General features: G+C 70.2%; 27 protein-coding genes. 16 read left to right on the plus strand and 11 right to left on the minus strand.

What is annotated here, in order from left to right; genetic code table 11:
• Positions 1–33: 33 nt before the first annotated feature.
• The gene (locus tag POL25_RS23635) at positions 34–648 is read right to left on the minus strand and encodes a TetR/AcrR family transcriptional regulator (RefSeq protein WP_272088409.1); all 615 of its coding nucleotides are present in this window, start codon (positions 646–648) and stop codon (positions 34–36) included.
• 95 nt (positions 649–743) lie between these two features.
• Here POL25_RS23635 and POL25_RS23640 point away from each other — a divergent pair, with 95 nt between their 5' ends.
• Both POL25_RS23640 and POL25_RS23645 read left to right on the plus strand, forming a co-directional pair.
• Entirely contained in the window at positions 744–1,658 is a 915-nt protein-coding gene (locus POL25_RS23640) for an NmrA family NAD(P)-binding protein (protein ID WP_272088410.1), read from the plus strand.
• A 209-nt stretch (positions 1,659–1,867) separates the two neighbouring features.
• Positions 1,868–2,332, plus strand: a complete 465-nt coding sequence (locus POL25_RS23645; RefSeq protein WP_272088411.1) for a hypothetical protein — start codon at positions 1,868–1,870, stop codon at positions 2,330–2,332.
• 200 nt (positions 2,333–2,532) lie between these two features.
• On the opposite strand, the gene POL25_RS23650 is transcribed toward POL25_RS23645, so the two are convergent.
• Positions 2,533–2,853 (minus strand): hypothetical protein, encoded by a 321-nt coding sequence (locus tag POL25_RS23650; RefSeq protein ID WP_272088412.1) that lies wholly within the window; start codon positions 2,851–2,853, stop codon positions 2,533–2,535.
• 695 nt (positions 2,854–3,548) lie between these two features.
• On the opposite strand from POL25_RS23650, the gene POL25_RS23655 reads away from it, so the two are divergent.
• Positions 3,549–4,043 (plus strand): hypothetical protein, encoded by a 495-nt coding sequence (locus POL25_RS23655; RefSeq protein ID WP_272088413.1) that lies wholly within the window; start codon positions 3,549–3,551, stop codon positions 4,041–4,043.
• Between the two features lie 160 nt (positions 4,044–4,203).
• The gene (locus POL25_RS23660) at positions 4,204–4,845 is read left to right on the plus strand and encodes a hypothetical protein (RefSeq protein WP_272088414.1); all 642 of its coding nucleotides are present in this window, start codon (positions 4,204–4,206) and stop codon (positions 4,843–4,845) included.
• Between the two features lie 727 nt (positions 4,846–5,572).
• On the opposite strand, the gene POL25_RS23665 is transcribed toward POL25_RS23660, so the two are convergent.
• Positions 5,573–6,181 (minus strand): hypothetical protein, encoded by a 609-nt coding sequence (locus tag POL25_RS23665; RefSeq protein WP_272088415.1) that lies wholly within the window; start codon positions 6,179–6,181, stop codon positions 5,573–5,575.
• A gap of 189 nt (positions 6,182–6,370) precedes the next feature.
• Here POL25_RS23665 and POL25_RS23670 point away from each other — a divergent pair, with 189 nt between their 5' ends.
• Positions 6,371–7,444, plus strand: a complete 1,074-nt coding sequence (locus tag POL25_RS23670) for a S49 family peptidase domain-containing protein (protein WP_272088416.1) — start codon at positions 6,371–6,373, stop codon at positions 7,442–7,444.
• 493 nt (positions 7,445–7,937) lie between these two features.
• Here the strand turns inward: POL25_RS23670 and POL25_RS23675 are convergent, their stop codons facing one another.
• The 5 genes from POL25_RS23675 to POL25_RS44955 all read right to left on the minus strand — a co-directional run bounded on the left by POL25_RS23675 (position 7,938) and on the right by POL25_RS44955 (position 12,025).
• On the minus strand, positions 7,938–8,744 hold the full coding sequence (locus POL25_RS23675; RefSeq protein WP_272088417.1) for a hypothetical protein: 807 nt from the start codon (positions 8,742–8,744) through the stop codon (positions 7,938–7,940).
• Between the two features lie 145 nt (positions 8,745–8,889).
• Positions 8,890–9,771, minus strand: coding sequence for a DNA-methyltransferase (locus tag POL25_RS23680; RefSeq protein ID WP_272088418.1), 882 nt, complete (start codon positions 9,769–9,771; stop codon positions 8,890–8,892).
• On the minus strand, positions 9,768–10,739 hold the full coding sequence (locus POL25_RS23685; RefSeq protein ID WP_272088419.1) for a hypothetical protein: 972 nt from the start codon (positions 10,737–10,739) through the stop codon (positions 9,768–9,770). Before POL25_RS23685 ends, POL25_RS23680 begins: the two co-directional genes overlap by 4 nt.
• Before the next feature lie 313 nt (positions 10,740–11,052).
• Positions 11,053–11,838 (minus strand): DnaJ C-terminal domain-containing protein, encoded by a 786-nt coding sequence (locus POL25_RS23690; RefSeq protein ID WP_373372101.1) that lies wholly within the window; start codon positions 11,836–11,838, stop codon positions 11,053–11,055.
• Positions 11,762–12,025, minus strand: coding sequence for a helix-turn-helix transcriptional regulator (locus tag POL25_RS44955; protein ID WP_373372102.1), 264 nt, complete (start codon positions 12,023–12,025; stop codon positions 11,762–11,764). The genes POL25_RS23690 and POL25_RS44955 overlap by 77 nt, the downstream gene beginning before the upstream one ends.
• Before the next feature lie 68 nt (positions 12,026–12,093).
• Here POL25_RS44955 and POL25_RS23695 point away from each other — a divergent pair, with 68 nt between their 5' ends.
• The 6 genes from POL25_RS23695 (at position 12,094) to POL25_RS23720 (ending at position 16,442) form a co-directional block, all read left to right on the plus strand.
• Positions 12,094–12,564: a hypothetical protein gene (locus POL25_RS23695; RefSeq protein WP_272088421.1), complete on the plus strand. Its 471-nt coding sequence runs from the start codon at positions 12,094–12,096 to the stop codon at positions 12,562–12,564.
• 50 nt (positions 12,565–12,614) lie between these two features.
• Positions 12,615–13,703, plus strand: a complete 1,089-nt coding sequence (locus POL25_RS23700; RefSeq protein ID WP_272088422.1) for a hypothetical protein — start codon at positions 12,615–12,617, stop codon at positions 13,701–13,703.
• Positions 13,704–13,942: 239 nt separating this feature from the next.
• On the plus strand, positions 13,943–14,491 hold the full coding sequence (locus tag POL25_RS23705) for a hypothetical protein (RefSeq protein WP_272088423.1): 549 nt from the start codon (positions 13,943–13,945) through the stop codon (positions 14,489–14,491).
• 3 nt (positions 14,492–14,494) lie between these two features.
• The gene (locus POL25_RS23710) at positions 14,495–15,040 is read left to right on the plus strand and encodes a hypothetical protein (RefSeq protein ID WP_272088424.1); all 546 of its coding nucleotides are present in this window, start codon (positions 14,495–14,497) and stop codon (positions 15,038–15,040) included.
• Complete coding sequence (locus tag POL25_RS23715; protein WP_272088425.1) at positions 15,040–15,804, plus strand: hypothetical protein; 765 nt, start codon at positions 15,040–15,042, stop codon at positions 15,802–15,804. Before POL25_RS23710 ends, POL25_RS23715 begins: the two co-directional genes overlap by 1 nt.
• A gap of 32 nt (positions 15,805–15,836) precedes the next feature.
• Positions 15,837–16,442, plus strand: coding sequence for a hypothetical protein (locus POL25_RS23720; RefSeq protein ID WP_272088426.1), 606 nt, complete (start codon positions 15,837–15,839; stop codon positions 16,440–16,442).
• Between the two features lie 164 nt (positions 16,443–16,606).
• Here the strand turns inward: POL25_RS23720 and POL25_RS23725 are convergent, their stop codons facing one another.
• Positions 16,607–16,852, minus strand: coding sequence for a hypothetical protein (locus tag POL25_RS23725; protein ID WP_272088427.1), 246 nt, complete (start codon positions 16,850–16,852; stop codon positions 16,607–16,609).
• Between the two features lie 336 nt (positions 16,853–17,188).
• On the opposite strand from POL25_RS23725, the gene POL25_RS44960 reads away from it, so the two are divergent.
• The 4 genes from POL25_RS44960 (at position 17,189) to POL25_RS23750 (ending at position 24,178) form a co-directional block, all read left to right on the plus strand.
• Complete coding sequence (locus POL25_RS44960) at positions 17,189–21,031, plus strand: hypothetical protein (RefSeq protein ID WP_373372103.1); 3,843 nt, start codon at positions 17,189–17,191, stop codon at positions 21,029–21,031.
• A gap of 49 nt (positions 21,032–21,080) precedes the next feature.
• The gene (locus POL25_RS23740) at positions 21,081–21,518 is read left to right on the plus strand and encodes a CDP-alcohol phosphatidyltransferase family protein (RefSeq protein WP_272088428.1); all 438 of its coding nucleotides are present in this window, start codon (positions 21,081–21,083) and stop codon (positions 21,516–21,518) included.
• 115 nt (positions 21,519–21,633) lie between these two features.
• Positions 21,634–22,137: a hypothetical protein gene (locus tag POL25_RS23745; protein ID WP_272088429.1), complete on the plus strand. Its 504-nt coding sequence runs from the start codon at positions 21,634–21,636 to the stop codon at positions 22,135–22,137.
• 34 nt (positions 22,138–22,171) lie between these two features.
• Entirely contained in the window at positions 22,172–24,178 is a 2,007-nt protein-coding gene (locus tag POL25_RS23750; RefSeq protein ID WP_272088430.1) for a hypothetical protein, read from the plus strand.
• A gap of 415 nt (positions 24,179–24,593) precedes the next feature.
• Here the strand turns inward: POL25_RS23750 and POL25_RS44965 are convergent, their stop codons facing one another.
• Both POL25_RS44965 and POL25_RS23755 read right to left on the minus strand, forming a co-directional pair.
• Positions 24,594–24,896, minus strand: coding sequence for a helix-turn-helix domain-containing protein (locus POL25_RS44965; RefSeq protein WP_373372104.1), 303 nt, complete (start codon positions 24,894–24,896; stop codon positions 24,594–24,596).
• A gap of 34 nt (positions 24,897–24,930) precedes the next feature.
• Positions 24,931–25,404: a MerR family transcriptional regulator gene (locus tag POL25_RS23755; RefSeq protein ID WP_272088431.1), complete on the minus strand. Its 474-nt coding sequence runs from the start codon at positions 25,402–25,404 to the stop codon at positions 24,931–24,933.
• Positions 25,405–25,565: 161 nt separating this feature from the next.
• On the opposite strand from POL25_RS23755, the gene POL25_RS23760 reads away from it, so the two are divergent.
• Positions 25,566–25,982, plus strand: coding sequence for a hypothetical protein (locus POL25_RS23760; protein ID WP_272088432.1), 417 nt, complete (start codon positions 25,566–25,568; stop codon positions 25,980–25,982).
• Positions 25,983–26,016 lie beyond the last annotated feature (34 nt).

Here is a 26,016-nt window from a genome sequence, read left to right on the forward strand (position 1 = left end):
GCGCCCGAGAGTTTTTGGGGCGCGCCCCGGAGGTCAGCTCGAACGACGCGGCCCGGTGCACCCCGGTGACGCGGAGCCGACCTCTCCTGGCGACGAAGCGGTGCGAATGCCCGTGAGCGCGAGGCGCAGCAGCCGGCTCGTGGTGGCCGGATCGTTCTCGGTGGCGACGGCCACCGCGTTCGCCAGGACCATCAGGTCTCGCGACGTGGCGCCCGCTTGCAGCGCGCCCGCCGACGACGCCCGGGCTACCAGGACTTCCAGCACGCCGAGCAGCATGTCGGTGCAGCAGACCTCTTCGGTCGACAGACCGTCCGGGCCGGCCAGCAGCGCCGTGGCCAGCCCGCGATGGGTCGCTGCGTAGACCGTCATCTCCTCGAGCCACGCGGCCAACTCGGCGCCCGGGTCCTCCCCCGGCTGCGCCGCTGCGCGCTCGCACAGCTGCGCGACGCCGGCGCGGAAGACCGCCTCCAGCAGCGCTTGCCGCGACGAGAAATGCCGGTGCAGCGTCGCCGAGCCGACCCCTGCCCGCTGCGCGACCTCCTCCAGCGACGCCTGGGCGCCGTCCCGGGCGACCAGCTCCGCGGCGGCCGCGACGATGCGCTCCCGGTTGCGTTGCCCGTCAGCTCGCAGTTTTTTAGCGCGCTCCATGGGCGATTTTGCTCCTCGACAAACGGGGTGGCACCCCATATCTTGCCTGCGAGGCATAAACGGTGGGCAACCCCATTTGTGAACAGGAGCATAGCATGAGCAGCAACAAGCCCGTTCTCGTCACCGCCGCCACGGGGCGCCAGGGCGGCGCCACCGCCAGGGCGCTGCTGGCCGAAGGCGGAACCTTGGTTCGTGTGATGGTGCGCAACCCGGATGCGCCGAACGCGAGGGCCCTCGCGGCTGCTGGCGCCGAGGTGGTCGTCGGCGACCTCGACGACCCGGCGTCTCTGCGCGCCGCCTGCGTCGGGGCCCGGGCCGTGTTCTCGATGCAGTCGCCGATCATGACCGCGAGCGGCGTCGACTTCAGCAAGGAGCGCGCGCAGGGGCGCAACCTCGTCGAGGCCGCGCTGGCCGAGGGCGTCGGGACGATCGTGCACACCGCCACGTCGGGCGTCGGCGACCACCGCGACGTCGAGGGTTGGGCCGAGGGTCGGTGGAAGGACCGCGAGGAGTACTGGGAGAACAAGCTCGCCACCTGCGAGCTCGTGCGCAACGCGGGCTTCGAGCACTGGACCATCCTTCTGCCTGCCACCTTCATGGACCATCCCATGCTCGATCCGGCCGGGTTCGCCGACGGGCATCGCCTGGTCACCGTGTTCAAGCCCGACCTGCCCATGGGGCTGATCGCCCCGGAGGACATCGGCAAGGCGGCGGCGGCGGCGATCCTCGACCCGGCCAGGTTCGACGGTGTCACGCTGCAACTCGCCGGCGACCTGCTCACGCTGCCACAGATCGCCGAGGTCCTGTCGCGCGTCGACGGCAAGCAGTACGTGGTGGAGTCGGGCACGGTCGAGGAGGCGGTCGCGGCCGGTCTGCATCCCGCCGTCGCGGGAGGACTGATGTACATGAACGTCGCCCCGGTGCTGGCACGGCCGGAGATCGCCCGCTCCTTCGGCCTCTCGCTGATGAGCTTCGAGACGTGGGCCCGTCAGCAGCGCGGCATGGCCTGATCGTCGTCCGCGACGATTGATTCGGTCGACCGGGTTCGCGTCGGCTCACGACCCGCGGGTTCTCCCGCGACCGCATGCCAGGCCTCTCCGCCATCCTGGCGACTGACGGGCCGCGGGTCTCGGTGGTTCGGGCCGCGGATTCGTGATGCCCCGAGCCCTGGCCCGGGCCTCGTCCCCTCTCCCATCCGACTTCGTTATGCTCGAACGCCATGGGTAGCGACTACCAGCGCATCAAGATCACCGAGGTCCGCGAGGGCCTCGTCGTCCTCGAGGTCACCGAGTGTCACCCCGACATGGCGGCCATCGATCGGCTGTTGATCGGCAGCCCTCGCGCGGGCGATCCGGCCCCGCGGACCGAGCTTGCGATCTCGACGAGCATGGGCTCGCGCGCCCGCACCTTCGCCGCCCAGCTGCTCACGGAGTACGGCGACAGCGACCTCAAGGCCGCCGCGGAGCGCCAGGCGGACGAGGACGACGGCCTCCAGGCCGACGCGTTCGTCGCCGACGTCGCCGTTCGTGCCCTCGAGCCGCTCGTTCGCGCCAACGAGGCCGCCTGGCTGTACCGCGCGACGCTGGCGATCGAGCTGCGAGACCCGGCGCTGTCTCGCGGCTTCGTGGTCGGCGAACAGTACGTCGCCCGCGCCTGCCCCAACGGCGAATGGTACCTCGATTGAGCGCGCTTCGATTCGCGGTACTGTCATTCGCCTATTGCGAGTAGCGCGATGGGATCACGCGGACGGTCGCCATGACGGTTGCGGACGAGCTCGCTTGCATCATCGCGTCTGCAGCGGGTCGCACAAGTCACCGCGCCCAGACGCGCACAATCGATTCGTGTCCGCCTACGTACCGGACGCATCGCCACGGGGCGTGCACGCTAGGTCACCGGGCTGGTCGGGTCGTTCGCCGACCGCGGGCACTGGGCGCTGTCGTAGGGATGGTCGCGCAGGACGATGCTGCGCACTGGCCCGCTCCGGTCGTCCTCGACGACCTCGTCCCACGAGAAGAACACGCGCTCGGGCTGCGGACGCCGCGGCACGACCAGCGCGCCCCAGCGCGACAGCGTCGGCAGCGGCTCTTCCGTCGCTTGCGGGGCCAGGACGACGGCGATGCCGGTCGGGTCCTCCGAGGCGACGACGCCGCGGCGGAGCGCTTCACGGCCCTTGTAGATGTTGACGGGTGCTCCAATGGACTGCATGGGGGTGCCGCCTGGAAGTTAGGTCTTCCACACGCGAGGGGGCCCCGAGGCAGGCTCGGCGCGCCACAGTCGCATGTCAGTGATAGCCCATCGTCGAGCATCGTCCAGCCGACTTTGTTCAGACCGGCCATCGGCTCGCTGGACCGTATCCTGGCGGGGCGCGTCCACCCGAGCCTGCTTGCAGCCGCGGTAGCGCCGCCCGGAACTGATTCCAAACCGACAACGCGGGGCGCTGGTGGCAGTATCCGACACTGCGAATCGCGGACAGGTGTCTGGTCGTCCTCGCTTCGCGCTGGACCGGGTTTGGTTTCACGGGCAGGCACGAAATCGTCGAATTCACCGGAAGGCGCGCCACGGGGCCTTGAGAGCCGGTTTCGCGGTCCTTCTCCTGCCCTTGCATGGCGCGGTGGCACGAGCGCAATTCGGACATCTGTCCGAGAAGCTCTTTGAGGCACCCGGTATGGTCATACCCGTCCGCCCCCATTCGTCGGACCTGACGCAAAGTACGACCACGCCCTGCCCCCCGGCGACGAACCTGGAGCGACGCCGATACTGCGTTGCAGGACGACGCTCGGACCGGCGACCGGCACGTGCTCGAGGCGGCGCCTGACCCATCGGCGGCGTACCCCTGCGGGCCGTGACGCGCTCGCGCGCATCGGTTGGCCCGGCGGCGCAGGACATGGGACCATCACGGCGTGAGGCGGCACGGGGCGAATCGTTGGCTGCTCGGTCTCGGCGCGCTCGCGCTGCACTCGATGGCGTGCGCGGGCGAGGTGGCGCAGGCCGAGGAGGCGCGACGAACGATCGCCGTGCCGCAGTTGCAGGCGCAGCTCGAGGTGCCGGCGTCGGCGCTCGTCGAGGTGCGCGGGCGCTGGGTGCGGGTGGTGATCGGGCCAGGACGACGTGCGCCGGAGCTGCTCGAGTTCGGGGGGCCTGGGCCGAAGCGAGATCGGGGCCTGGCGCTCGCGGGCGACCCCGGGGTGCGCCTCGACGCCGCGCTCGGCAAGGCCGTGTTGCGGGGCCGCATCGAGCACCGCGACGGCGGCAGCGGCGGGCCGGAGGCAGCATTGACGGGGCAGATCGCGGTCGGCCCTCACGAGGTCGAGGTGTTCTGCAGCGCGCAGGACGAGGACCATCCGTCGCTGCGCTGGTGCCTGCGCTTGCTGCAGACGCTGCGGCCGCTGGGATGAGCCCGGCTCGAGCCTCACCTCACGCGGGGTAGGATGACGACCTGATGTCGCCCCCTGCTGCTGGCCCCGATCCGACTGACCACGCGAGCAACGTGGTGGCGGCGCTGTACTTCGCGCCGGCGGTCGAGCCGGCGGTCGAGCCGGCCTGCGCGACAGCCTCGTGCCGCTCGCAGCAGCGCTCGGAGGTCCCGTCGAACCCGATGAAGCCATCGACGCGGCCATCCTCGCCGGTGACCTGGCGCAGTTCGAAGCAGCTGGCGAGATGGTCTATCTGCGGTGCCCCGCTCGTGCGGAGACCGACAGCTTCGGTGTGATGTTCGGCCGCACGCGATCGGCGTCGCGGCTCTACTTCTCGGTCCGCGCGGGCCTTTTCGGACCCGACGAGGTCCGCGAGATCTGGACGCGGACCGTGGCTGTTATGACCGCGCTGATCCCGACGCTGCGGCCGTCGTTCGCGCTGGCCAACGGCACGGCCGACGAGGAACCGACGCCGGCCCTCGTGCCGCTCGACGAGGTCCGCCGCGGCCGCCTGCCGTCGTTCGTCACGCCCTACACCTACGTCCACGAGGCGCTGCTCGCTGAGGCGCCGCGCCAGCAGCTCGCCGACGCCGGCGCCCAGGTCGAGCGCCGCGCGGACGGCTGGCAGATCATGTTCGTCCCCGACCTCAAAATCGTGCCCTCGCGCGGCCTGCTCCAAGCCGTGGCCTCCTGGCTCGGCGCCCCAGGCGGCTACGTCCAGCGCCGGCTGCCGGCCGGGAAAGGGCGCCGGCAGCGAAGCACGAAGGTCCGCGCGAGAAGCTGAACTTGCCCACCCGGGCAGACGGTCGGATTGCGTGAGAGCGACCCCCATCTCGCGGAGCGACGATCGGCAGGTCCGCGATCGAGCCAGCGGGACGTCCTCGCAGCACCGCAACTCGGGCCGGAGCTTGCTGCGGCACCACGTCTCCGCCGCGAGCGCGCCTCCATGTCATGAGGCTGTCCAGCCCCCTCGAGGGGGACTGGACGCTAGCGCCCACAGCAGGGATCGAACCTGCGACCTACAGTTTAGGAAACCGTCGGTCAATCCAACGCCGGCCTCGGCCGGCGCGTCGATCGGCTGCATGTTTTGCCCTCCGGCCCGCTGGGGCGGGCACCGATCGGGGCTAGCAGGGCGCTCCGGCCGCGTCAACAGTTAATCTCAGGACTCGCTCCTGCGAACTGCCCGCCGGGCATGTGGGCGGAGCGAGTCTTCTATCCTCTCAGAGCCCATGTCCCAGCGTGTACAGCTGCACCACGAAGCGCGACCCAACAAGCTCGGGCGGCGGTCGCCAAAGCGCACAGAGCGGCGACGAAGCGGTCGCGCCGCCCGCCTCACCGCCTCGGAGTTTTACAGTTCCTCCGATGCGCGTGAAATCTCCTCGGCGCGCCGGTATCGCTGACTCAGGTTCCCGCTTTTCGTGACGATTCCGAGCGACTTCAAGAGCTTCACTTTCTCCTTGAGCGAGCCCTTTTGAACCGCCGCAATCATTTCCTGGGGAGTCAAAGCGTGCTCAACCGCTTTCTGTTTCGAAGCCCGGGTCTTCGTCTCGGCCATAGCGTCCGTCTCGTTTCATCGACCAGATTGCCACGATATTCGGCGCGCGTCGCACGCAAAGTTGGATGTGCGCGTTCTTAAAAATTCCACTTCCCTTCCAGGCGCGCTCCAGACCACCCGCCGACGAGCTACCGGGCACGAAGGCCGCCCGAATACTTTCAAAGTCTTGCCCATCTTGCACCATCTTGCCGCAGAAGTAGTTGAAAACGGCACAGTCTAAGCGCTTATTTTTCTTGACATTCTCTGGAAGGGGAGCACCGGTCGCTCGCATGGCCAGAACGAAGTCAGCGTGCGCGGCCTGTAGCACAGGGACGTTTTCCGGGTCCAAAAGGTCAAAACAACGCCCGAGCCGAATAAGCGCGCCCACCACGGCGGCCTCCTTGCCATGGCGCTGTCTCGCCCAGCGCCATGCTTGCTGAGGGGCATACTCCCAAAAGTAAATCCCGTGTCCCAGCCAATCGTCATCGTTCTCGCTCTTGCCGACCGCCGTACCATCAACTAAGCGAGCGGCCGTCTCACCCCTCGTTCCATGGAAACCGACCACTGTACGGTCGTAGTTGTACAAAGTCCGCGCGGATGACATGCATGCACCCCTTCATGCGGAGCGTACCAGGCCCATCAGGGGTCTTCTACTGAGTCATCCAAGGACAGACGGCGCGAAAATGCTCTGCCCTACTGGGACGCCACCGCCGGAGTGGCCTTCTCCCTCCTCAATGCAGTGTATTGCCGCTCACGAGTCTGGTACCTTGAGTAAATGGAAAGTGAACCATCCAAGACTGACAAAGCAGAGTTTGCGGCAGAGATTGAAGCGTTGGCGGCAGCGCTAAATGCGGATATCCTCGTTTACAGCGGGGATATCGAGCCCGGCAACGAAGACACGGTGATCGAGCTTTGCAACAGGCGGGCACGTCGGCCTAATATCTTGCTCCTTCTGGCAACGTACGGCGGCGATGCACACACAGCCTACCGGATTTCAAGGTGTCTTCAGCAGAAATACACCCAATTCTTCGTTTTGGTCACAGGGCGGTGCAAGAGCGCTGGCACCCTTCTTGCCACAGGAGCAAATGAGCTCATCATGGGCGACCTCGCAGAGTTGGGGCCCCTGGATGTGCAGATGCGGAAGACGGATGAGATCGACGAGCGAAGCTCGGGTCTGACTCCTTCGCAGGCCATGATGTCGTTGGATGCGCAGACTGTTGTAGCTTTCCAACAACACTTTCTGAGTCTGAAAGAGATCTCACTGACAACGCGCACGGCGGCGGAAATCGCCTCGTCGCTCGTGACCGGCCTTTACAGTGGCATCTACTCCCAGATTGAACCCATGAAAGTGGGCGAAATGCAGCGCGCGCTCACCGTCGCGCGCGTTTACGGAATGCGCTTGCAGCGCAACGTCAAGGCGAACCCACGGGCTGACGTGTTGTCTCTCCTGGTCAGCGCGTTCCCCGATCACGGGTACGTGATCGACCGGGAAGAGGCCAGGACCCTCTTCGAGCGGGTGCGCGAGCCGTCAAATGAAGAAATGAAGATCGTCAAGAGGTTGTTTGGTATTCTGCGTGAGCCAGCCGAACCGACCCAGATCTGCTTTTTGAATCCCCAACATCAACCAGAGCTAGAAGAGTCTCAAGATGCGAAGCAAAAATCAGACGCTACAGACGCCGGCGGAAGTGGCGAAGACTTTGAGAGCGACGGAGCAACTGCGGAGGGATCAGGCGCAACAGGCGCTCCGAACTCTGCAACAGGCCGTCCGGGAGCAGGGCAAGCCGACCCCGTCGCCGCTCCCGCGCCGCTAGCATCCTCGGACGACGAGGAGCCAGCGAACGAGGTGTAGTTCGCTCGAACCGTGAAACAGCGAAGCCCTGGCGACCTGGTCGCCAGGGCTTCGCCATTTCCAGGTCCTGAAAAGCTCTTGGGCTCCCGCAACCCCGAGTCTCTCGACCTCGCATGCCGCAGCGTGCTCCGAGCGCACGCTCACCCCGCCGGCGCGGGAGCCTCGCTATAAATAAAACGACGGGCCCGCCTGGAGGTAACCAGGCGGGACCGTCGTCGGTCGAGGGTCCCTACTTCCCCGGCCTCGCACCGCGCTCCGAGGGCGGGACGCTGCGCGTACCACATCCCTCGCCGAGCGGCCCCGCCGCGCCCACATAAAGACCGGGATGCGATCCGCCGGGCGGAGACAATTCTCCGCCCGGATCGCACGGCGGGGGGCCCTTCGCGTCCCCGCCTGGCGCCCGCCGCGAGTGCGCGAACTCCCGCGACGTGGGTCTCGGATCAGGTGGGCGGCCCGGGCGCGGTCGGCGGGGTGCTCGCCGGCCGGGGTCCGCTCACACGCCGAACCGAAGCAGGCGCACGCCGAGGTAGCGCCAGCGCACACCAACGTCCGCGTCAGGCACGAGCATCGCGTAGGCGTTGAGCTCGGCCGTGTAGGAACCCTCGCCGAGGGTGATGGTCCCGTGTGCCGACAGCGACAGCTCGGTGTAGGTCGGATCGACCGACGACGTGATCAACTGCCGAGTCGTCAGCGGCGTCTCGCCCGCGACTTCGAGGTTAAAAACACCCCCGACAGCCTCGGCGCCCGGCGTACCCGGATGCGAGATTGCGACGGTGGCGCTCGCGTAGAGCTCGACCTCCCAGATTCCCGGCGGCACCGCAAACGGCGTGGCGAGGCACGGTGCGGAGACCGGGGTGAGCGTGACGGTACCAGCCGCGTTCGCCGTGCCGAGGCCGTCGGCGGCTGTCGTAACGGTCACGACGTCCAGGTCGGGATCGTCCGACACGACGAGACCGGGGCCGACGAATGACAGCCCGGGCCGTGCGCCGACCAGGGTGCCGCCCTGGTAGACCATCAGCTCCAGGCGGTGGGCGTGGTCGGACCGTGCGAGGCTGTCCGCGGTGCCCTCCGCGTTGCCGGGGCCGCTCACCGCGACCGGCGCGGCGGTGTCGGTGTCGTGCTTGTGATCCTCCCGGCTGGCGCGCGGGGCCATACCGACCGAGGCCGGCGCGGCGTTGACGTTCCTCGGCTTCTTGGAGCCGAGGCCGACGCCGCCGCCTTTTCCGCCGAGCCCGTCGAAGGGCAGCAGTTGCCAGAGGCCGGTGTCGTGATCGAGATAGAGAGCGAACGGACCGATCATGGCTACTTACTCGCCGGTCTCGCGGCGGGGGCACTTCTCGTGCCCTCACGCCGGGCCCACTTCCAGAGGTCGAACAAGACTTCCTCAAGGAAGAACCCGCCGCCGAGCGCGATGCAGCCCTTCAGGAGAATCTCCGCCACGTCCCCTACTCGCCGCTCGCGTCGCCGGTGCACAGTCCGGCCGCCTCGCTCACAGGCCCGAGCGCCAGCTGGCGCCCCCGCCCCTGGCTGAATCCGGTCTCGGCCTCGGCCAGGTTCCGCGCCGCCAGCGCTGCGTGTTCGTCGACGCGCTCGATCCCGACGATGCGGCGCCCCGAGTTGATGGCGGCGACGCCGGTCGTGCCCGAGCCGAGGAACGGATCGAGCACGAGCCCACCCGGAGGCGCGGCCGCCACGAGCATGTCGAGGAGGTCGAGCGGCTTCTGCGTGATGTGCTCCCGGTTGTCGCGGGCGTGCGGCGCCATCCCGATGTGATAGCCCGGGTGGCAGGGTCCATCCGCCGCCATCGGGCCGGCGCTCCCCCACACGATGAACTCGGACGCCGACGCGAACCGCCCTCGCTGGGGACGGGCCGCCGGCTTGATCCACGGAATCACCCCCCTCCAGATCCAGCCCGCCGCCTGGACGGCGTCCGTCGTCGTAGGCAGTTGTCGCCAGTCCGTGAACACGCAGAGGATCGCCCCCGGCGCGGCGAGGTCGAGGCAGGCCGAGAGCCAGAGCGCCGACCACGTCAAGAAGGCGCGCCCGTCCCGGTTGTCGCCCGCGAACTGCGGCAAGTAGTCGCCACCTGTCCCAAGGTACTTACGCGATGGTGCTCGCGTCCTGTCGCCCCGCATGGCGCCGCCGCTGCTGTAGGGCGGATCGGTGATCACCGCGTCCACGCGGTCGAGCATCGGCAGCACGCGCAAGCTATCGCCGCGAAACACCGTCCACCGCTCGCCGGCGGCATACAGCGCACTGGTCCGGCTCAGCGACCGCTCGCCAGCGTCGGCCCCCTTCTCGCTCTCCGAGCTCGGGCAACAAGTCATGGCGCGGCCCACCCCACTTTCAGATCTTCGAGAGCTTCGACCCCGACATCGCCGCGCAGGATCGACACCACCACGGCGGCCGTTTGGCCCTCCGGGGTCGCGTTGTGCAGCGCGGCCCAGCGGGTGACGGCCTCCGCCGCGTTGCGGAATTGGGCGCCGGTGACGAGCGTCGCGGCGAGCACGTCGGACGGGCTCATGTCCGGAAGGTCCATCCACTTGGCGACCTTCGCGGCCACGACCGCGTTTAGCTGCATGCCCGCGATCTTGCCCATGTCGGAGTCGAAGACGCTCCCGAGCACGTCGCGCACCCCGGTAAACAGCTCGGACCACGAATCGCGCAGCATGAACCCATCGAGGACTTCGCGCGCCTGGCGGACCGCAGCCGCCCCGACGGCGTACTGCTCCAGGCTCAGCGCGCGCTGCTGCTGCTGCATCGTGTCCAACTCGAACGTCCTCCGCATGCTCGCCTCGACGTGCTGATCGGCGAGCGTGGCGACGCGGATCGCGTGGCCGGTCGTGTGTTCGACCATGGCCTGCAGCGTGCCGACTTCCTTGTCGCGGCGAGCTCGTGCGCGCTCCGCCTCCGTGTTGAGGTCCTCGATCCGCCGCTGAAGCAGCTGCGCCTGCTCGCGCAGCATCCCGACGTGACGCTGATGCACGTCCAGGTCGCGGCGGTCGTCGCTGTCCGAAGAGACAGGCACGCTCTCCACGCTGACGTCGTCCTCGTCGCCGCGGGGCGGCACGATCTCGCGCTCGTTGCGATAGACGCGCGGGCGGCCGTGGCGCACGTCCGCGGCCACCCGCTCGAGCTTTCCCTCGAACTCGTCCGCGCAGGCGCGCGACACGCGGGCCACCAGGGTCACCACGCCGCGGAATGGACCGCGCGCCGGGTGCCCGGCCTTTGGCGCGGTGATCCGGAGCGTTTCCAATTCGGCAAACTCGGTATCTCGCGGTTCCTCGGGCTCCACGCGGGGCTACTCGCCGGCGTTATGCAGTAGCGCCAAGTAAATTCCGCAACGTGCAGGCGGCGCCCCTCCAAAGGGGCCGCCTGCTCTTCGAGAGTCTTGGGACTCTCAGATCTAGAGAATCCCGTAAGAAGTACGCGCGCGCGCGCGAGGCAGTCGCCGGATCCGGTCGCCGAGCCCGCCGGCGCGCGCGGATCGCCGATCTGCTGTCGCACGCGTGCGGCGAAGTTGGGCCCGGCGGGCACGGACAGGCAAACCGATGTCGCAGCGCAAAGCGTGCGCTCTCCCGCGGGGGAAAATGGGCGCGTTGCGGGCGCTACGCGATACGCGGCGGGCGCCGATGCATCCGGAGCGCCGCGGCCACCGCCGGATCCGGCTCGGGCAGCTCGACCACGATGTCGAGCACGAGGTCGCCGTCGGGCTCGCCGCGCCGGCGGATACCGCGGCCGCGCAAGCGCAGCGGGCGACGGTCACGCGTCATCCGGAGCCGCACGTCCCCCCACGGCGTCGGCACGTCGAGCGGCTCGCCGGTGACCACGTGGTACGCCGACACGATCAGGGTGCCGCGAAGGTCACGGCCCTCGCGTCGCCATGGCCAGTAGTCGACCTCGCCGATCACGACCTCGCAGGCGACGGGCCCGAGCATGCCGAGCAACACGTCGCCGGGCTCGACGCCGACGGGCAGCCGAACACGCAACGCCAGACCCTCGACGTCGACCTCCAGGGGACCGCCGCTCCAAGCTCGCTCGCCGGCGATGCGCAGCCGCAGCGAGGGTGACGTGGGACGCGGGGGTGAGCGCGGCGGCGGTCTCGGCGGCGGCGGAGGTGGAGGGGGCGGCGGGGGCGTGGCAACCGGGGGCTCGAGCAGCAGCTCATACGCCGCGGTGATCCTCGCGTAGAGGCTGGCGTCGCCGCCGGGGCGCTCGGGATGCCAGCGGAGGGTGAGCTTGCGAAAGGCCCTCTTGATGTCGCGCACCGGAGCGTCCGGGGGCACGCCGAGAAGGTCGGCCGCGTCGGCGACATCGTCACCGCGAGCCATACGCACCCCGGAAGATCGCGGCGAGACGCTCGCCGCGGGCGAGTTGCCGATCGCGTAGTGCATCGAGCGGCGCGTCGCGGTCGAGCGCGAGCGCGAGCGCGAGGCAAACCTCGAGCACGAGGCCGCGAGGTCGGCGGGCGCCCCGCTCGATGCGGTGAACTGCGCTCGGCCCGAGCCCGAGCAGCTCGCCGAGCTCGGCCTGGGTCGCGCCGAGACGCGCGCGAGCCCGGATGATCTTGTGACGGTCCATGCCATGTCACTCGCCTTTTTGCTGGCGAGCAAATGGTCCGCGCGCTCTGGGCGGCGAGGTCTCTTGCAATGGCCGCCGCCGCCGCAAAGCTCTCGAATAGCCTCCCCGTGCTGCACCAGCAGATCGCCCAACAGGGCCGTCAGCTGGTGGAGGCCCGCGCCGACGCGCGCGAGCAGAAGCAACGCGCAAGCGCAGTCGTCGCCGAGGCGAGCCGCCAGCAGCGTTTTTTCGCTCGGTACACGCTGCCGACGATCGGCATCTACGGGGGCCTCGGTGTCGGTGTCGGCGCCGGTCTGGCCTGGCTCGGCTACGGCTATCTGCAGGACTGGTTCGGCGCGACCAGTTACATCCCCGCGATCGCGACGCTGGGGATCGGCGTCACGCTCTTTCTCTTCACGCCGCAGCTCGTGAGGGTCTCGGGTAAGGCCCTCGACAAGACGGCGCCGGTCGCCGTCGGTCTGTACGGCGCTTCGCTCGGCATGGCTGGTTACGCCCTCTACGAGGGTTATCGCGTGTACTCAGCGCCCGCGGCTCCCTGACGCGCGCGCGAGTGACAGTTGAAAACATGTCCCAAAGGACAGGTTGAAAAATGGATATTCTCAGCACGATCGCTCAGTCGCTCGATCAACAGGGACTCACGGACGCGGCCGCGTTCCTCCGCCGGCTCGTCATCGAGAAGTCCCGCGTTTGCGCGACGCTCGGCAATCCGGACGTGACGGCCTACATCGTGGGCCAGCTCTCCGCGGCCGGCTTCACCGCTGCCGCGCAGCTGGCCCAGCGTGTGGGCGCCGCCGCCGCGGGCATCTGTCAGGTGCTGTCGACGAATGCGGCGCTGCCCCCGATGGCACAGTCGAATGTGCCAGCGCTGAACCCGGCCGGCGGCCCCGTGCCCGGCGGCCCCGGCGTGCCCTCGCCCGGCTGGCCGACTCCGGCGCCCGCTCCGGGCTGGCCGGCTCCGGCTCCGGCCGGGGCGTGCTGCGGCAGCTGTGCCAGCGGCGGGGCGTGCTCGCTGAAGCACAACACCGCGGTCGAGACCTGCCCGCCGGCCATGGCGCCCGCCATGCCCGGGGCCCCGATCCCGATGTCCACCGACATCGGCCGCTGGAACTGCCAGCAGGTCCAGCTGGATCTGGCGCCGTGTGACATCCGTCGGATCACGCGCGAGCAGAAGCTCGTCTCCTTCACCGGCACCGCCGCCGGCGCCATCGCGGCGAACTCCACGATCGACGTGCTGTTCGGCGAGATCGGCGTCTCGCATACCCTCTGCATCGAGCACCTGCTCGTCGAGAACGTGACGAACGGGACCGGGGTCGCGCTCCCGATCAGCCAGATCACGCTGCAGGGCGAGCGCATCGCCCAGGAAAGCGGCGGCTCCTACGTCCACGTCTGGGACTTCGCGGAGCCCGAGCGCCCCGAGTACCTCGGGATCACGGACGGCCGCTGCGAGTGCAAGCAGCTGTGCACGGGCGTGCCCTCGCAGGCGAAGGCCCGGATCCAGTTTCAGCTGCCGTCCGCCATCGCCGGCGGCAGTTCTCTGCGCGTGACCCTCTGGGGCCGGCGCTCGGATTGGACGCGCGTGGTGGGGCCGTGCCCGCCGTGCGACGCGTGCGACATGATCGAGCTCTCGACCGCCGAGAAGGCCGCCCATACCAACGCGATGATCGTCACCGCGCCGTGATCTGAGACCGGCCGCCACGTCGCCAGGAGCGCCAGCCAGCCATGAACAAGTTGATCATACCGGCGGTGATCGTGGCGCTCGTAGTCGCGGCCGTGGGCATGGGCAAGGCGAACGCCGCCAGCCCGCCGCCCGAGCCCGAGCCCGAGCCGGACCCGCAGCCGGAGCCGGCTCCGGATCTTCCGCCTCCGCCTCCGCCTCCGCCTCCGCCTCCGCCCGCGCCCGGGCCGTTGGTGCCCAACGTGGCCGCCGAGCAGGCCGCGTGCGCGTCGGCGGTTGCGGACAAGCCGGAGACCGAGGGCGGCGCGAGCCGGAACGGCGCCCCGCTCGACACGTGGCTCACGTGGGTTGCGTTCGTCCGGGCGTACGGGCGAGCCCCGTCAACGCCCGCTGACTCGGCGCGCGTGATGATCCTTCTTGCCTGCGTCCGCGAGCGTCTGCTCGCGGAGCAGCCGAAGATCACGGCCAAGCCGACGCCCGGCGCCTACTACCAGATCAAGACGGGCGACACGCTCTTCGAGGTCACGAAGGCTGCATATCCCGGCGGCGTCTCCCTCAACGGCAAGCCGCCGACCAACATGCAGGCCGCGCAGGCCGTCAACGCGTCGCCCGAAAATCTCCGGTTCGTCCGCATGGTCGCCGCAGAAAAGAACCTGTTCCCGTCCGGTCGCGTCACGTTCATGCCCATTTTCGGAACCTTCGCCCAGCAGCGCGCCGACGCGACGAAGGGCAGCGAGGGCGCGGGCAAGAATTACGCCGTGATCTGGATCCCGACGCCGCCGGGGGTGTGACCGATGGCCGCGATCGGACGCTGGGGGCCGGTGCAGGCTCCGGGGGGACGAACCGAGGGTGCTCCGTGCACCTTCGGTCTCGGGCTGTGCGACGACAACGACGTGACCGTGTGGCACAAGGAGGCAAAGAACTGGAAGAGCTTTGCCGCGAACCTCCGCGCGGTGGTCGTGGACCAGTGGGGCAACGACACGCAGACGTGGCCGGACCTGGCCCGATACGGCGAGCTCAGTTGGAAGGATGCCGACGCGAAGCTCGCCGGCGATCTCGGCTTCTTCGACGGCGCCAAGGTCGGCACCCTCTCGCAGATCCAGCGCCAGCTGAAACTGGCGATGGAAGCCTGGGCGGTCGCCCTCGACCAGGTGCTGCCCAAGCCCGTTGAACCGGGCCCGCTCGTTGGCTACGACGCATCCGAGAACCCCGACGACGTGCCGCCGGTGGTGCCGTTGCCCGACCTCCCGAACCCGCTCGCGGGCGTCAGCTCGGCGCTCAAGATCGCGGCGGTCGGCCTCGTGCTCGTCGTCGCCGTCGTCGCGCTGCGGAGGAAGTGATGAGCCGCGGCCTCGGCCTCGGCCTCGGCCTTGGCGCCGTCCTGGTCCTCGCCGCTCTCGCACGGCGCAAGGGCCCCGGGCCAGCGCCGCCGAACCCGGCCCCGCCCGAGCCGGCGCCGCCGAACCCAGCCCCGCCCGAGCCGGCGCCGCCGAACCCAGCCCCGCCCGAGCCGGCGCCGCCGAACCCGGCCCCGCCCGAGCCGGCGCCGCTGAACCCGGCCCCGCCCGAGCCGGCGCCGCCGAACCCAGCCCCGCCGAACCCGGCCCCGCCTGTGCCGGCGCCGCTGGTGCCCACGGACCTGCCGCCCGACGCGGATCCGACTCTGTGGGTCCAGCTGGTGGACGAGCCGGGACTCGAGATCCGGAACCCCTCACGGGCCTGGACGACCGCAGCAGCGCGCGCCGTGCTCCGCAAGGGGGCGACCGCTGCGCTCGCGTTGGGAGGCAAGCTGATGGTCGCCGACGGCGGCCCCGCTGCAGGTCCCGGCAACGTTTACCCGCCGCACAAGAGCCACCGCTGGGGGCGGGACTTCGACATGGCTTATACCGCCGACGGCGTCTATCCGACGCCGGGGGCGGTCGCTGTGGATCCGCGGGTGCCCGCGATCCTGGAAGCCATGGCCCCGTGGATCGAAGTCGTCGGCACGACCGCGCCGCGAAACCTCGCTTTCCTGGAGCGGCCCTATAAGGTCACAGGAACGTGGCCGGGGCACACGGGCCACCTACACCTCCGGCTCCGCAAGGACTTGACCACGGAGCCGTGAGCGTGCCCAGGACAGGCCCTCCCGATCTCGGCGTGGTCCTGGCGCTCGCGTCAACGGTCGTCGGCTTCGGTGGGCCGGCCCTCCTCGCCCGCGTCGCGCTTGGCGGCGTCGCGCTTGCGGAAGGGGCGGCCGCGGTCCGGCGGTTCCGTGAGAGGGCGGAGGGCTTCAAGGCCGCGGCAGCTCGGGCCGCCGCGACCGGGCGCCCGCTCGTCGTCATCGGCGATCCCGACGCGGGCCTGCACACGCGAATGGCGCGCGCGTACGACTGCGGCGATATCTGCGTCGACCTCACCGGGTGTCCCGCCTGCCCTGTCGGCATCGCGGCGGACATCACGAAGGGCCCGATCGACCTCGCCAGCGACTCGGCCGTGGTTTACGTGTCGTGCGTCCTGGAGTACGTGGACGATGTGGGCGCGGCCGTGCAGGAGATCCGCCGGATCGCGGGGTCCCCGGAGAATGTCTTTATCGTGACGGTGCACCCGTGGAGCCTCACCTCGCGGCTCTACCCCGGGGCCCAGTGGGCCGGGAGCGCCACCGCGGACGGCGGGGTCGCCATGCGGCCGGTCAGCAGCACCGAGAAGGCCGCCATCGTCGGCGCCCTGGCGGCGCTCGTGCTGGCCGCATTCTGGCGGAGGTAACGGCCCCTCGTGCCCGAGCAGAGCGACCGGAGCACCGCAGCGGCACGCCCCGCCGGGTCGCGCAGGCAAACGAAGACAAGCGACGCGTGTGCGTCCGGGCGCCGTGTACCTGGCGACCTGGCGCCGATCTGGCGGCGGTAGCCCGACTCTCCGAGCGGCGCGAGCTACCGCTCGGAGTCGTCCGGGGCAGCGAGGCCGAGCTCGCGGAGATGGGCCTCGGCCGCGGCGACGAGAACGTCGAGCGGGACGCGGGCCCGGCCGTGGTGGGCGGCGTACCAGGGGTGCGGGGGGTAGCTGCACACCAGACAGGTGCCGTCGTCGTCGGCGATGGCGGCGGGGGCCTCGGGGTTACGGCTGGTGCCTCGGCAAACGGGGCACGGGACCAGGACGGTGGAAGGTAGGGGGCTCACATCCCTAGGTTAGCGGCGTGTCCTGTAGCGCCTTCGGCGCGCCGAATATCGGTGGGCGCTGGCGTCTACCTCAGCGAGGTGGGAGTGATGCGCGTGCGGTACCGGGGAAGCGGGGCGCAATGGGGCGACGGGGGAGAATTCCACGGCTGGCAGGTCTGGCGCCCAGGGGAGCAGTTTTGGAGGGCGCCGCGAGCGGACGACGAACGGGCAGCGCTGCGGCGCTGCTTGGCGCTGGCGTCCCCGGCGGCCTTCCGCGGGCCTCGCGGGGCCGAGGTCGACGTCGAGCCAGCGCCGTGAGCCGCTGGGCGGTGGCCGGCTTATCGGCGAGGTGCATCCATGGCCGACCAGATCGACCGGATCATCGCCTCGGCGCGCGACGCGGCCCTCGACATCCGCAAGAGCTACACCGCCAACGACGCGCTGGCTCTCCTCGGGATCCGAGCGGCAAGCGACCGTGACGCCGAGTCGCTGTGGAGCGCCGTCTACGACGCCACGCGGATCTGGTTGAACGACAGGCCGAACGCCACCCGCGGGTCGCCCGCTTGGGACGACCTCCGACGCGCAGCCCGCGAGGCGGCGCGGGCCGGGGAGCCGAGGACCGACGAGGCCGCGCGCGCCGCGGCCGAGCGCTTCAAGTTGAAGGGTCGCGCGCCCCTGCGCCTGTGGTTCGCGGCGTATCGCGCCGAAGAGCAGGAGCGGAGGCTGCGGGCGAGGCCGGAGCGGATAGCCGAGGAGGCGAGCGCGCTCGCCGACGACGCGGTCGAACGCGCCGCGCAGCTGGGGCGCGACTGGGCAGCCGAGGAGCGCGAGCGCCGGCTCGCCCGCTATCAGCGATGGCTCGAGGCGCTCACGCCGTTGGAGCTGATCGACTTCGTGACGCTGCTCGGGCGGAGCCCAGCGGCGGCGCGGAGCAAGGTCGGCGTCGTGGTGCCCGAGGGCGGCTCGTGGATCTTGGACGAGGCCGTCCGCGCCGAGTATGCGCGCCGACGCGTTGGGTTCCCCGGATCGCCGGAGTCCCGCCACGCTCTGCTCGCACAAGACCCCAGGCGCAAGGGCGTTGTTCTCTCGCCCGAGAAGCGGGCCGCGCTCGCCGAGGCGGAGGTCTTGCGCCGCCGGATCGACGAACTCCGCACGCGCGTGCAACGGGCACCGATGCCGGGCGGCCCGGGGCTGATGTTCGATCCGGCCGGAGCGCTCGCCGGCTATGCCGAAGAGTTGCCGGACGAGGTCATGGCCTACGGCCATCGCACGTCCGAGGACTTGCGCGACCTCGTCGCGCAAGTCACCGAGGATGTCGACGACATCGAGCGGCGGTATGCCAAGCCCGCACCGACACCACCGCCGACTGCCCGGATCGAACCGCCAGCACCAGCGAACGAGCCTGCCGAGGCCGCCCTGCTCGACAAGCCGATCCTCGTGCCGGGCGAAGCGTGGCGGTACGAGGAAGGCGCCGACGGCTGGGATACGCCCTGGCGGCCGGTGACGCTGCGGCCAGGCGAAGGCGACGGCGCCCTCTATCAGGGGCTTACCAGCGTTAGCGGCGGAGGCGAAGGGCCCAAGGGCAGCTTCCACCTGTTCGAGTGGCCAGACGGCCAGCGGGCAGCGCAACGGGCCGGCATGAGCCCGCCGAGCCGGGACTACCGCGATCGCTCGTGGCGGGTCGCGCAGCGCAAGGAGAAGAACGTGGCAAAAGAGGGTTTCTCGCTCGATGTGCAGGACGGCCGGCGCCGCCGCGGCGCCGAACAACCGGGGTTGCAAGGGCTCGACGTGCCGGTCGACACGCGCGACCTGTACGAGCGGAAGGTGCGCGGGATGGCGGCCAAGGCGGGGCAGCGGCTGGGGATCAAGGGGTACAACGAACGCATGCGGGCCGCCGGGCTGCCGCCGGTGCGTACCCAGGGCGACGCCGAACGCGAGCAGCCCGCGCCCGCCGCTCCAACGCTAGCGACACCTGCGATACCTGCGACACCTGCGACACCGGCGATCGCGTCGAGAGGAAAGCGCGGGGCGAAGAAGCCGACCCCCGCGAGCGAGGCCGCGGCCAAGGCGAAGACCGCCCCGATGCCCGCGACGGCGTCGACGGCGTCGACGGCATCGAGGGGGAAGCGAGGGGCGAAGAAGCCGACGACACCGCCCGCGCTCAAGCCGACGCCCGCGAGGGCGAAGCGGGCTCCGAAGCTACGGGCGGAGGTGGTGGCGGCCATGCCTGCCCTGCTAGCTCAGGAGGACGCCGCCGCGTTCGGGCCGGTCGACTGGTCGGGGGTGGGGATCACCGATCGCGTACGGGAGCACGCGGTGAAAATCGGGTTCGCGCACCTGGTCGACGACCCGCACCACTTCGGGCCCCGCTACCAAAGCACCCCGCTCGGGCGCGAGGCTGTGGGAGCGGGCCGGGGCGTCGAGGTCACGGCTTGCTGCGGCAACTGTGCCAGCGGCGCGGCGTGTTCGCTGGAGACCCCCTCCTCTGCCCCGGCCGCCGGGCAGGCCGCGAAGAAGAAGACCGCGAAGAAGAAGGCCGCGAAGAAGAAGACCGCGAAGAAGAAGGCCGCGAAGAAGAAGACCGCGAAGAAGTTGCCCAGGCCCGCCGCGACGAGGTCTGCGGGCGATGCGTGCCCGAGGAAGCCCGGCGCGATCGGGCGGCTCGTGGACCGCTACACGCGGATCCTGCTGCGTCGTTCGAGCGCCCTCAAGACGCGGCAGGCGAACCGGCGCGACACCCTGGTCGCCAAACAACAGGCACGCGAGCGCGACCTGGCGGGCCGGCAGACCGGCGGGCCAGCGACCCGGGCGAAAGCCGAGCGGCGCCTGAAGGTCGCGGAGAGGAAGCACGCGCAGCAGCGGCGCGCGCTCGAAGCACGTGACCGCGCCGAGCTCGACGCGCTCAAGGCCGGGGTGGAATGCCAAGTCCTCGGCAAAGCTCGCGTCGCGAACATCGTCCGACAGGGATGCGAGGACCTGTGCACGCTGAACATCGACGGGGGCATCGGCGGGGACAAGACCGCCGTCGCCCTCCCCTCCTCGCGCAGCGCGCCGCGGACGTTGCCCGCGCGATACGTCCTGGTGTCGGCCGCGTCTCTGATCGCCAGCCACGACCCGATCACCTTCGACCCCCGCGCTGATTACCCGAGCAAGGTGCAAGAACGACGCTACGACCGCGACAATCTGGAAAAGGGGAAGGTGATCCAGGTCGCGCAGAACATGATCCCTGCCCTCCTGCAGAACACCGACATCGGCGCAGCCAACGGTACGCCGGTGGTGACGCCGAGGCGTCTCGTGCTCAGCGGCAACGGGCGCACCATGGGGACCCAGCGGCACTATCTGAGCGGCCGCCGCGTGCTGGCGGACTGGCTCGAACGCCACGCGGCGCAGTTCGGGATCGATCCCCGGGCCGTGAAGGCGATCAAGGACCCGATCGTCGTCCGCGTGATCGATGTGCCGCAAGCGGATTTCGGTCGGCTCGTGCGCGACGCCAACGTCTCGCTGACTCAGAGCATGGCCGCCGATGTCGAGGCGGCCGCGCTCGCGCGGCAGCTGCCCGCCGACGTGCCGCGCCTGCTCCGTGACGGAGGGGCCGACGACGGGCTCGCCGAGTATCTCGGCAGTCGGGCCAGCCTCCCCCTGGTCGGGGCGCTCGAACGTAGCGGCTATCTCACCAGCTCGAACCGCGGGCGCCTGCTCGGCGCGGACGGACTCTTGAGCAGCGACGGTCGCGCGGACCTCGAGCGAATGCTCGTCGCGGCGGTGCTGCCCGTCGAGGTCGTCGAGCGGTCGCCCGAGCTCGCCAAGGCCCTCGATCGCTCCGCGGTCTCATGGCTCGCAGCGGCCGGGGCGGGTCCGGATTGGGACGTGCGCGCCGACCTGGCCGCCGCCGCGGAGGACTATCTCTCCCTCCGCTCGAGCCGCTCCTGCCTCGCACAGTGGCAAGAGCAGGGGGCGCTAGTGCAGCGCGCGACCGAGGGGCGGCCCATGGCCCGGGCGATGTTAGAAGTCCTCGACCTGGCCGCGGCCCGGCCCGTGGTGTTCGGCCGGATCGCGCAAGCGTTCGCCGCGGCCAGCCGTGAGGGCGGCGGCTTGTTCGCCAGCGTCGACCCGCTCGAAGCGCTCAAGGCCGCCGCAGCCGCGAACAACGCACCGACCGAACGCGCGTCGTCGCGGCGGCGCTGCCGAAAGGCTGCGTGAGCATGGTCGGGTGAGTGGGCGCGCGAGTAGCGAGCGGCGAGGGAGGTTCATGCGTCCCTGCCGCAAACTCATCCCTTCCGCCGTCACGCTCGCCGGCCTGGGCGCTGGCCTCGCCGGCGCCTGGCTCATCGCTCACGGCCAGCCCGTCGCCGCGCTGTTCGTGCTCGGGCTCGGGCAGATCTTCGACCTCCTCGACGGGTGGCTCGCGCGCCGGTTCGGCGCCGTGAGCGACATCGGGGCCCGGCTGGACTGGTCGTGCGACTGCGCAGTCGCCGTCGCTGTTTACGTCGCGCTCGGGTGCTGGGCCGGCGTCGTCCTCGCCGCGCTCCTGCAAGCGCTCACCTGGAGCGGGGTCACCAGCTCGCCCTCGCGGATCTCGGGCCGCTCCGGTGCCGTCGTCCTCGCACTCGCGTTCGTGGCGCTCGGCCTGGTGCCCGCGTCCGGCCCCCTCGACTTCTCGCTGCGCTGCAGCCTGGGGGCCCCGTGAGCGACGGTGAAGGGCCGATCGAAGCCGCGGGCCTGATGCTCATCACGGCCGCGTCGGTAGCGACGCTGATCGTCTTGGCGGTCTTATACGCGTACGCGTACGCGGCCTGTGCGCCGTGTACGTAATCCCGTCGCCGGTCCGGGTCCCGCTTGCGCCGGTCGCCGTCCTACTGGCGCTTGCGGCGTTCGGCGGCGTGTTCGCGCTTGATCAGCCGGCGCTGTCGACAGACGATCCGGGCATGCGTCACCACCAGCTGGCCGCCGCCGCGTTCCTGCTCCTGCCGTCCTGCAACGACACGCCCCAGGAGGCTGCGCCGGGCTCCGCACAGGAGGGCGAAGCGTGCGACGACCAGGTGCCCCCCGAAAAACAGCTCTGCGGCGCTGGCCTCGTCTGTTACAGCGTCGGCGCGCTCGACTTCCAAGGCTATTGCGCGCCCGCCTGCCCAGCGACCGGCTGCGACCCGGTAGAGGGCCTGTCAACTGTCTGCGACGCCGGCGCCTGCGTTCTGCAGTGCGAAGGGCCCGAAGCCCCCTGCCCGGCCGTATACGACGTCGCGCTGTTCTGCTTCGGCTCTACCTGCTCGCTCGACATGAGCGAGGACAACCCGACGGCGAGTTAGTGGGCGCTGGGCCGCTCGGCGGCGAGGTGAAGGGGTGAAACTCGACCCCGGATCGATGCTTCTGGAAGCCTGCCCGGAGCGCTTCGAGTCGTTCTTCCCGACCGAGGACATCGCCTTCGATAGTCAGTTGACGGCGCTCCTGGAGGTGGCCGGCGGGCAAGACGCGTTTGCGACGATCGGGCAGGAGCTTCTCGCGCGAGCGGGCGCGCTCGCGTGGCGCGACGCCCAGGCGCTCATCAACCGAGCGAAGGCAACTGTCCTCGGGGACATCCCGCAGGACTGGATGCCCGCCGTCGCGTGGATGCAGCAGAGCGGCGTGGACCGGATCGCTCGCGGGCTTTGGGCGGCTGTCGCGTTCCCGAGCTCGGAGAATACGACGGCGCTCGTCGACGCGGCGATCGGCGTCGGGCTCGACATGGCGACCCGCGCCCTCGGGGCCGTGCCGATCGTGGGGATCATCGCTCAGGCCGCGGTGGCGTTCGGGCGGGCGCTCTTCCGGGCGTGGACTGACAAGGACGTAACGCCCGCGGAGCGTCGCTATCAACTGCCGTGGGCCCGCTACATGCGAGGCAACGACGAGGAGATCGTCCAGAAGTTCCTGATCGATATCTACGGCGAGCGCGTCGACTGGACCCCGATCTGGGCGCCCCCGACCGAGGTGGATGTGCCGTGGGTGCTCGCTGACGGCGTCGACCAGGGCAAGGTGATCGGCAAGATGTTCGCGCCGCTCAAGAAGGGCGAGGTCGCTTGGAACGGCTCGGGGCTCGGGGCAGTGCCAAACACCCTGCGCGTCGTCGGCTTGATTCAGAGTCGCCCTGCCCCCCCCCACGCGCCTAAGCTGCTCCGCTTCTGGAATCACGGGGGCGTCATGCAGTGGGGCCCCAGCCTCACGCAGACCGGAGATTTTCGGCCCGCGCAGTCCCAGGCATCCGGCCAGCTGTGGCAGCAGGCCGCGGCCGTCGGTAACCCGGACATGTACAAGATCGACGCGAAGAGCCTGGAGACCAGTTGGAAAGACTGGTTTGACGGGTTCTTCGCGTCGGTGTGGAAGCTTGCCGAGGGCGACGAATGGCTGGGCGACCTCGCCGCGCCGTACATCGTGAGCGAGCGCTTCGGGCAGCTGCGGCTCGGGATGTCCTGGCGTGCGCGCCCCCAGCCGGCGCCGCTCGTGTGGCCGGGCATCGTCACTGAGGGGCCGGCGCGGCCGAGCGCCCGGAACATCTGCCTATGGGCGGAGGAGGATGTCCCAAAGGACATCCGCGCTGGCGAGTCGTCCGATACGTTCTGGTGGCCCTGGAGGTCCGAGCCCGAGCAGACGCTCATCGGCCAAGACTACAAGATCGTTGACGGCCACCTCGCGTCAAGCGGCCCCGTGCGGTTGCCGAACCAGCTCCCGAAAGGGTGGCGCTGCCACGGGTGGCCCTCGGGTGAAGAACTCCTTACGCCCTATCACTGGCCCTACGAGTCGATCGTGGGCCCCGCGCTCGCGCACCTGCGGAAGCTGCAGCGCGAGTGCCTGTTCCGTACGTTCGTCGCCGCGTACGTGCGGCCGCTCGATCTGCCCGGCAGGCCGCGCCATGGGGCGTTCAAGGATAAGGATCTGCAGGCGCGGTGCATCGAGGCCCGGGCCGCGTTGCTCAAGTCGCCGCAGCGGTTCCTGGTCAGCTACACCGACGCCAAGCTGGCCGATCCGGAGTACGCCGAGCTCTTGGCGGCTGCCGGTGTGCCGACAACGGAGGTCGCTCGCCAGGCCGCGCTGCGGCAATTCGCAGCGAAGGGGGGCGCAGGCGGGGCCATCGATCCGAACCCCGCGCCGCTGCCTCCCCCGCTCGCGCCGCAGGGCGGGGTCGCTTTCGGCGCTGACGAACCCGGCGGCGTCGAGCCGAACCAGCCGGGCCCAGGCCCAGGCGGCAAGGGCTCGGGCGGCTCGGGCGGCTCGGGCGGCGGCTCGGGCCGTTCGGGCGCCGCGGGCCTCTTGGTGGCCGCGCCGCTCGCCATGATGGTCTTGAACAAGATGGCCGCGCGTCGAAAGGGAGGGTGACTCGTGTTCGACCTGGACCCCGGCCGTAGGCTCGCGGAGACCGTCCCACCAGCTCGGATGACCCCAGCGCGAGCCAGCCCCGCGGCCCTCGTGGCGCTCCTTTGCGGCGCCGTGGTGCTGGTCCGGCTGGTGCGGTCCGCCCGACGGTGATCAGAGGCCAAACTCGGCGAGAGCCCGCTCGACGGCCTACCGCCGCCAGCTTTTGCGTTGGCGTCACCGACAGCCGCTGTGGCGGCGACGCAGACGCCGGCTCATGCCGACGGCCATAACGAGGTCCTCGATCAGCCCGACCTCGTCGAGCTCTTCGGGTTCGGAGGCGAACAGATGGAAGGCCACCCTCAGCAGGCGCCAGGTGCTGCGGAGGCGGTGGAAAACTGGGCTCTCGGGGCGCTGCCGCCCACGGCGATTGGTTGGTTCAGGCACGACCGAGATACCGACCGGGCCCCCCTCTCGCGCCGTCGACCAGCGGCCTTCCGGGATATACCGACCGGGCCCCCCTTCGCGCCGATGACCAGCGGGCCCTCCGGTCACTTGGGGGGGCGGCCAGTCTGAGCTTGGTCATGCGGCGCCGCATTGCGTGCCGAGTGACCCCCAGCAATGCGGCGGCGCCGACGACAGAACCCGCACGCTTGAGCGCGAGCTCGCAGAGCCGGCGCTCGGCCGCCCGGAGGTTGAGATTGTCCAGTTGGATCGGTGCGGGCGGCGAGGTCTCGTCCATGCTCGGTGGACTCGGCCTCGCTGGCCGCCGATTCTCACTTGGGCCGGGGCTTCTCCAGCTCCAGCTTGACCATCAGGCGCCTCAGCGCGTGACGGGTGATGCCCAGGAGAGCCGCGGCGCCGACCAGCGAGCCCGCGCGCTCGAGGGCCTCCTGGCAGAGGCGACGCTCGGCGGCGCCGAGGTCGAAGCCGTCCAGCTCGACCCGGACCGGCTCAGGCTCAGGCGCGGGCTCGGCGGTCGCGTCGTCCAAGATCGGCGGCGAGGGAACGCCGAAGCCATGGCGCACGAGCTCGGCGATCGCCCCCAGCGAGGCCCCCTGTTCGAGTTGCGCGCGAATCCAGCGGGCGCGCTCGATAGCCCAAGGCGACCAGCGGTTGCGGTTGGCACCTCGGTCGCGGGGGTCGGGCATGAGCCCGAGCGCGACCCAGCAGTGCAGATCGGCGTCGTCGTCCGTCCTGGCTGCCTCGCGGATCTCGGTTTGAGTGGCGAAACTGGCAGAATGCTGCACGAATGTGCAGTGCCACGGCGGCAGGATGGCGATCCAGCGCTGCGTCGGCGCGGAAGCTGTTCCCGCCCACGCGCCGGAGGCGCAAGGCGTGACATCGCGCAGCGCGACACGCGACCTTCGAGGATGACGCGGCGCGGCGTCCGCCCGTATCCTCGGGACCTATGAAGCACGCGATCCTGATCCTCACCTCGGTGGTGCTCGGCGCCTGTGACCCCGAGATCGAGCCCGGCCTCGAGGCCGAGATCGTCGATGTCGACGCCTCGCTACCCCTAGCGGCTCGTCCGTCTGACGATTTTATCGCCCTGGAGTGGTCGCTCGCGGCGAAGATCGACGCCCAGCTCGGCCGCGATGCCTTCGTCGGAATCGGCGAGCCTCCGCGCCCGATCGAGAAATTCCGCCTCCCGGAATACGAGGATGAGACGGAACTGGTCCACTGCGAGGACAACGGCAAGGCGTCGTGCTTCTGTTTCGGGGTTACGAGCTGTAAGAGCGCGCGGTGGGCCTCGGTCTGTGCGCCTGGCACGGAGGACTGCGGCATCGTCTCCTGCACGTGCGACTGGAAGCCTCCGCAGAAGTGAGCGAGCCGCGTCCACGGGGCGCCCCGCAGAGCAA

It is taken from the genome of Nannocystis bainbridge (assembly GCF_028368995.1).
GTDB classification, from domain to species: Bacteria; Myxococcota_A; Polyangia; order Nannocystales; family Nannocystaceae; genus Nannocystis; species Nannocystis bainbridge.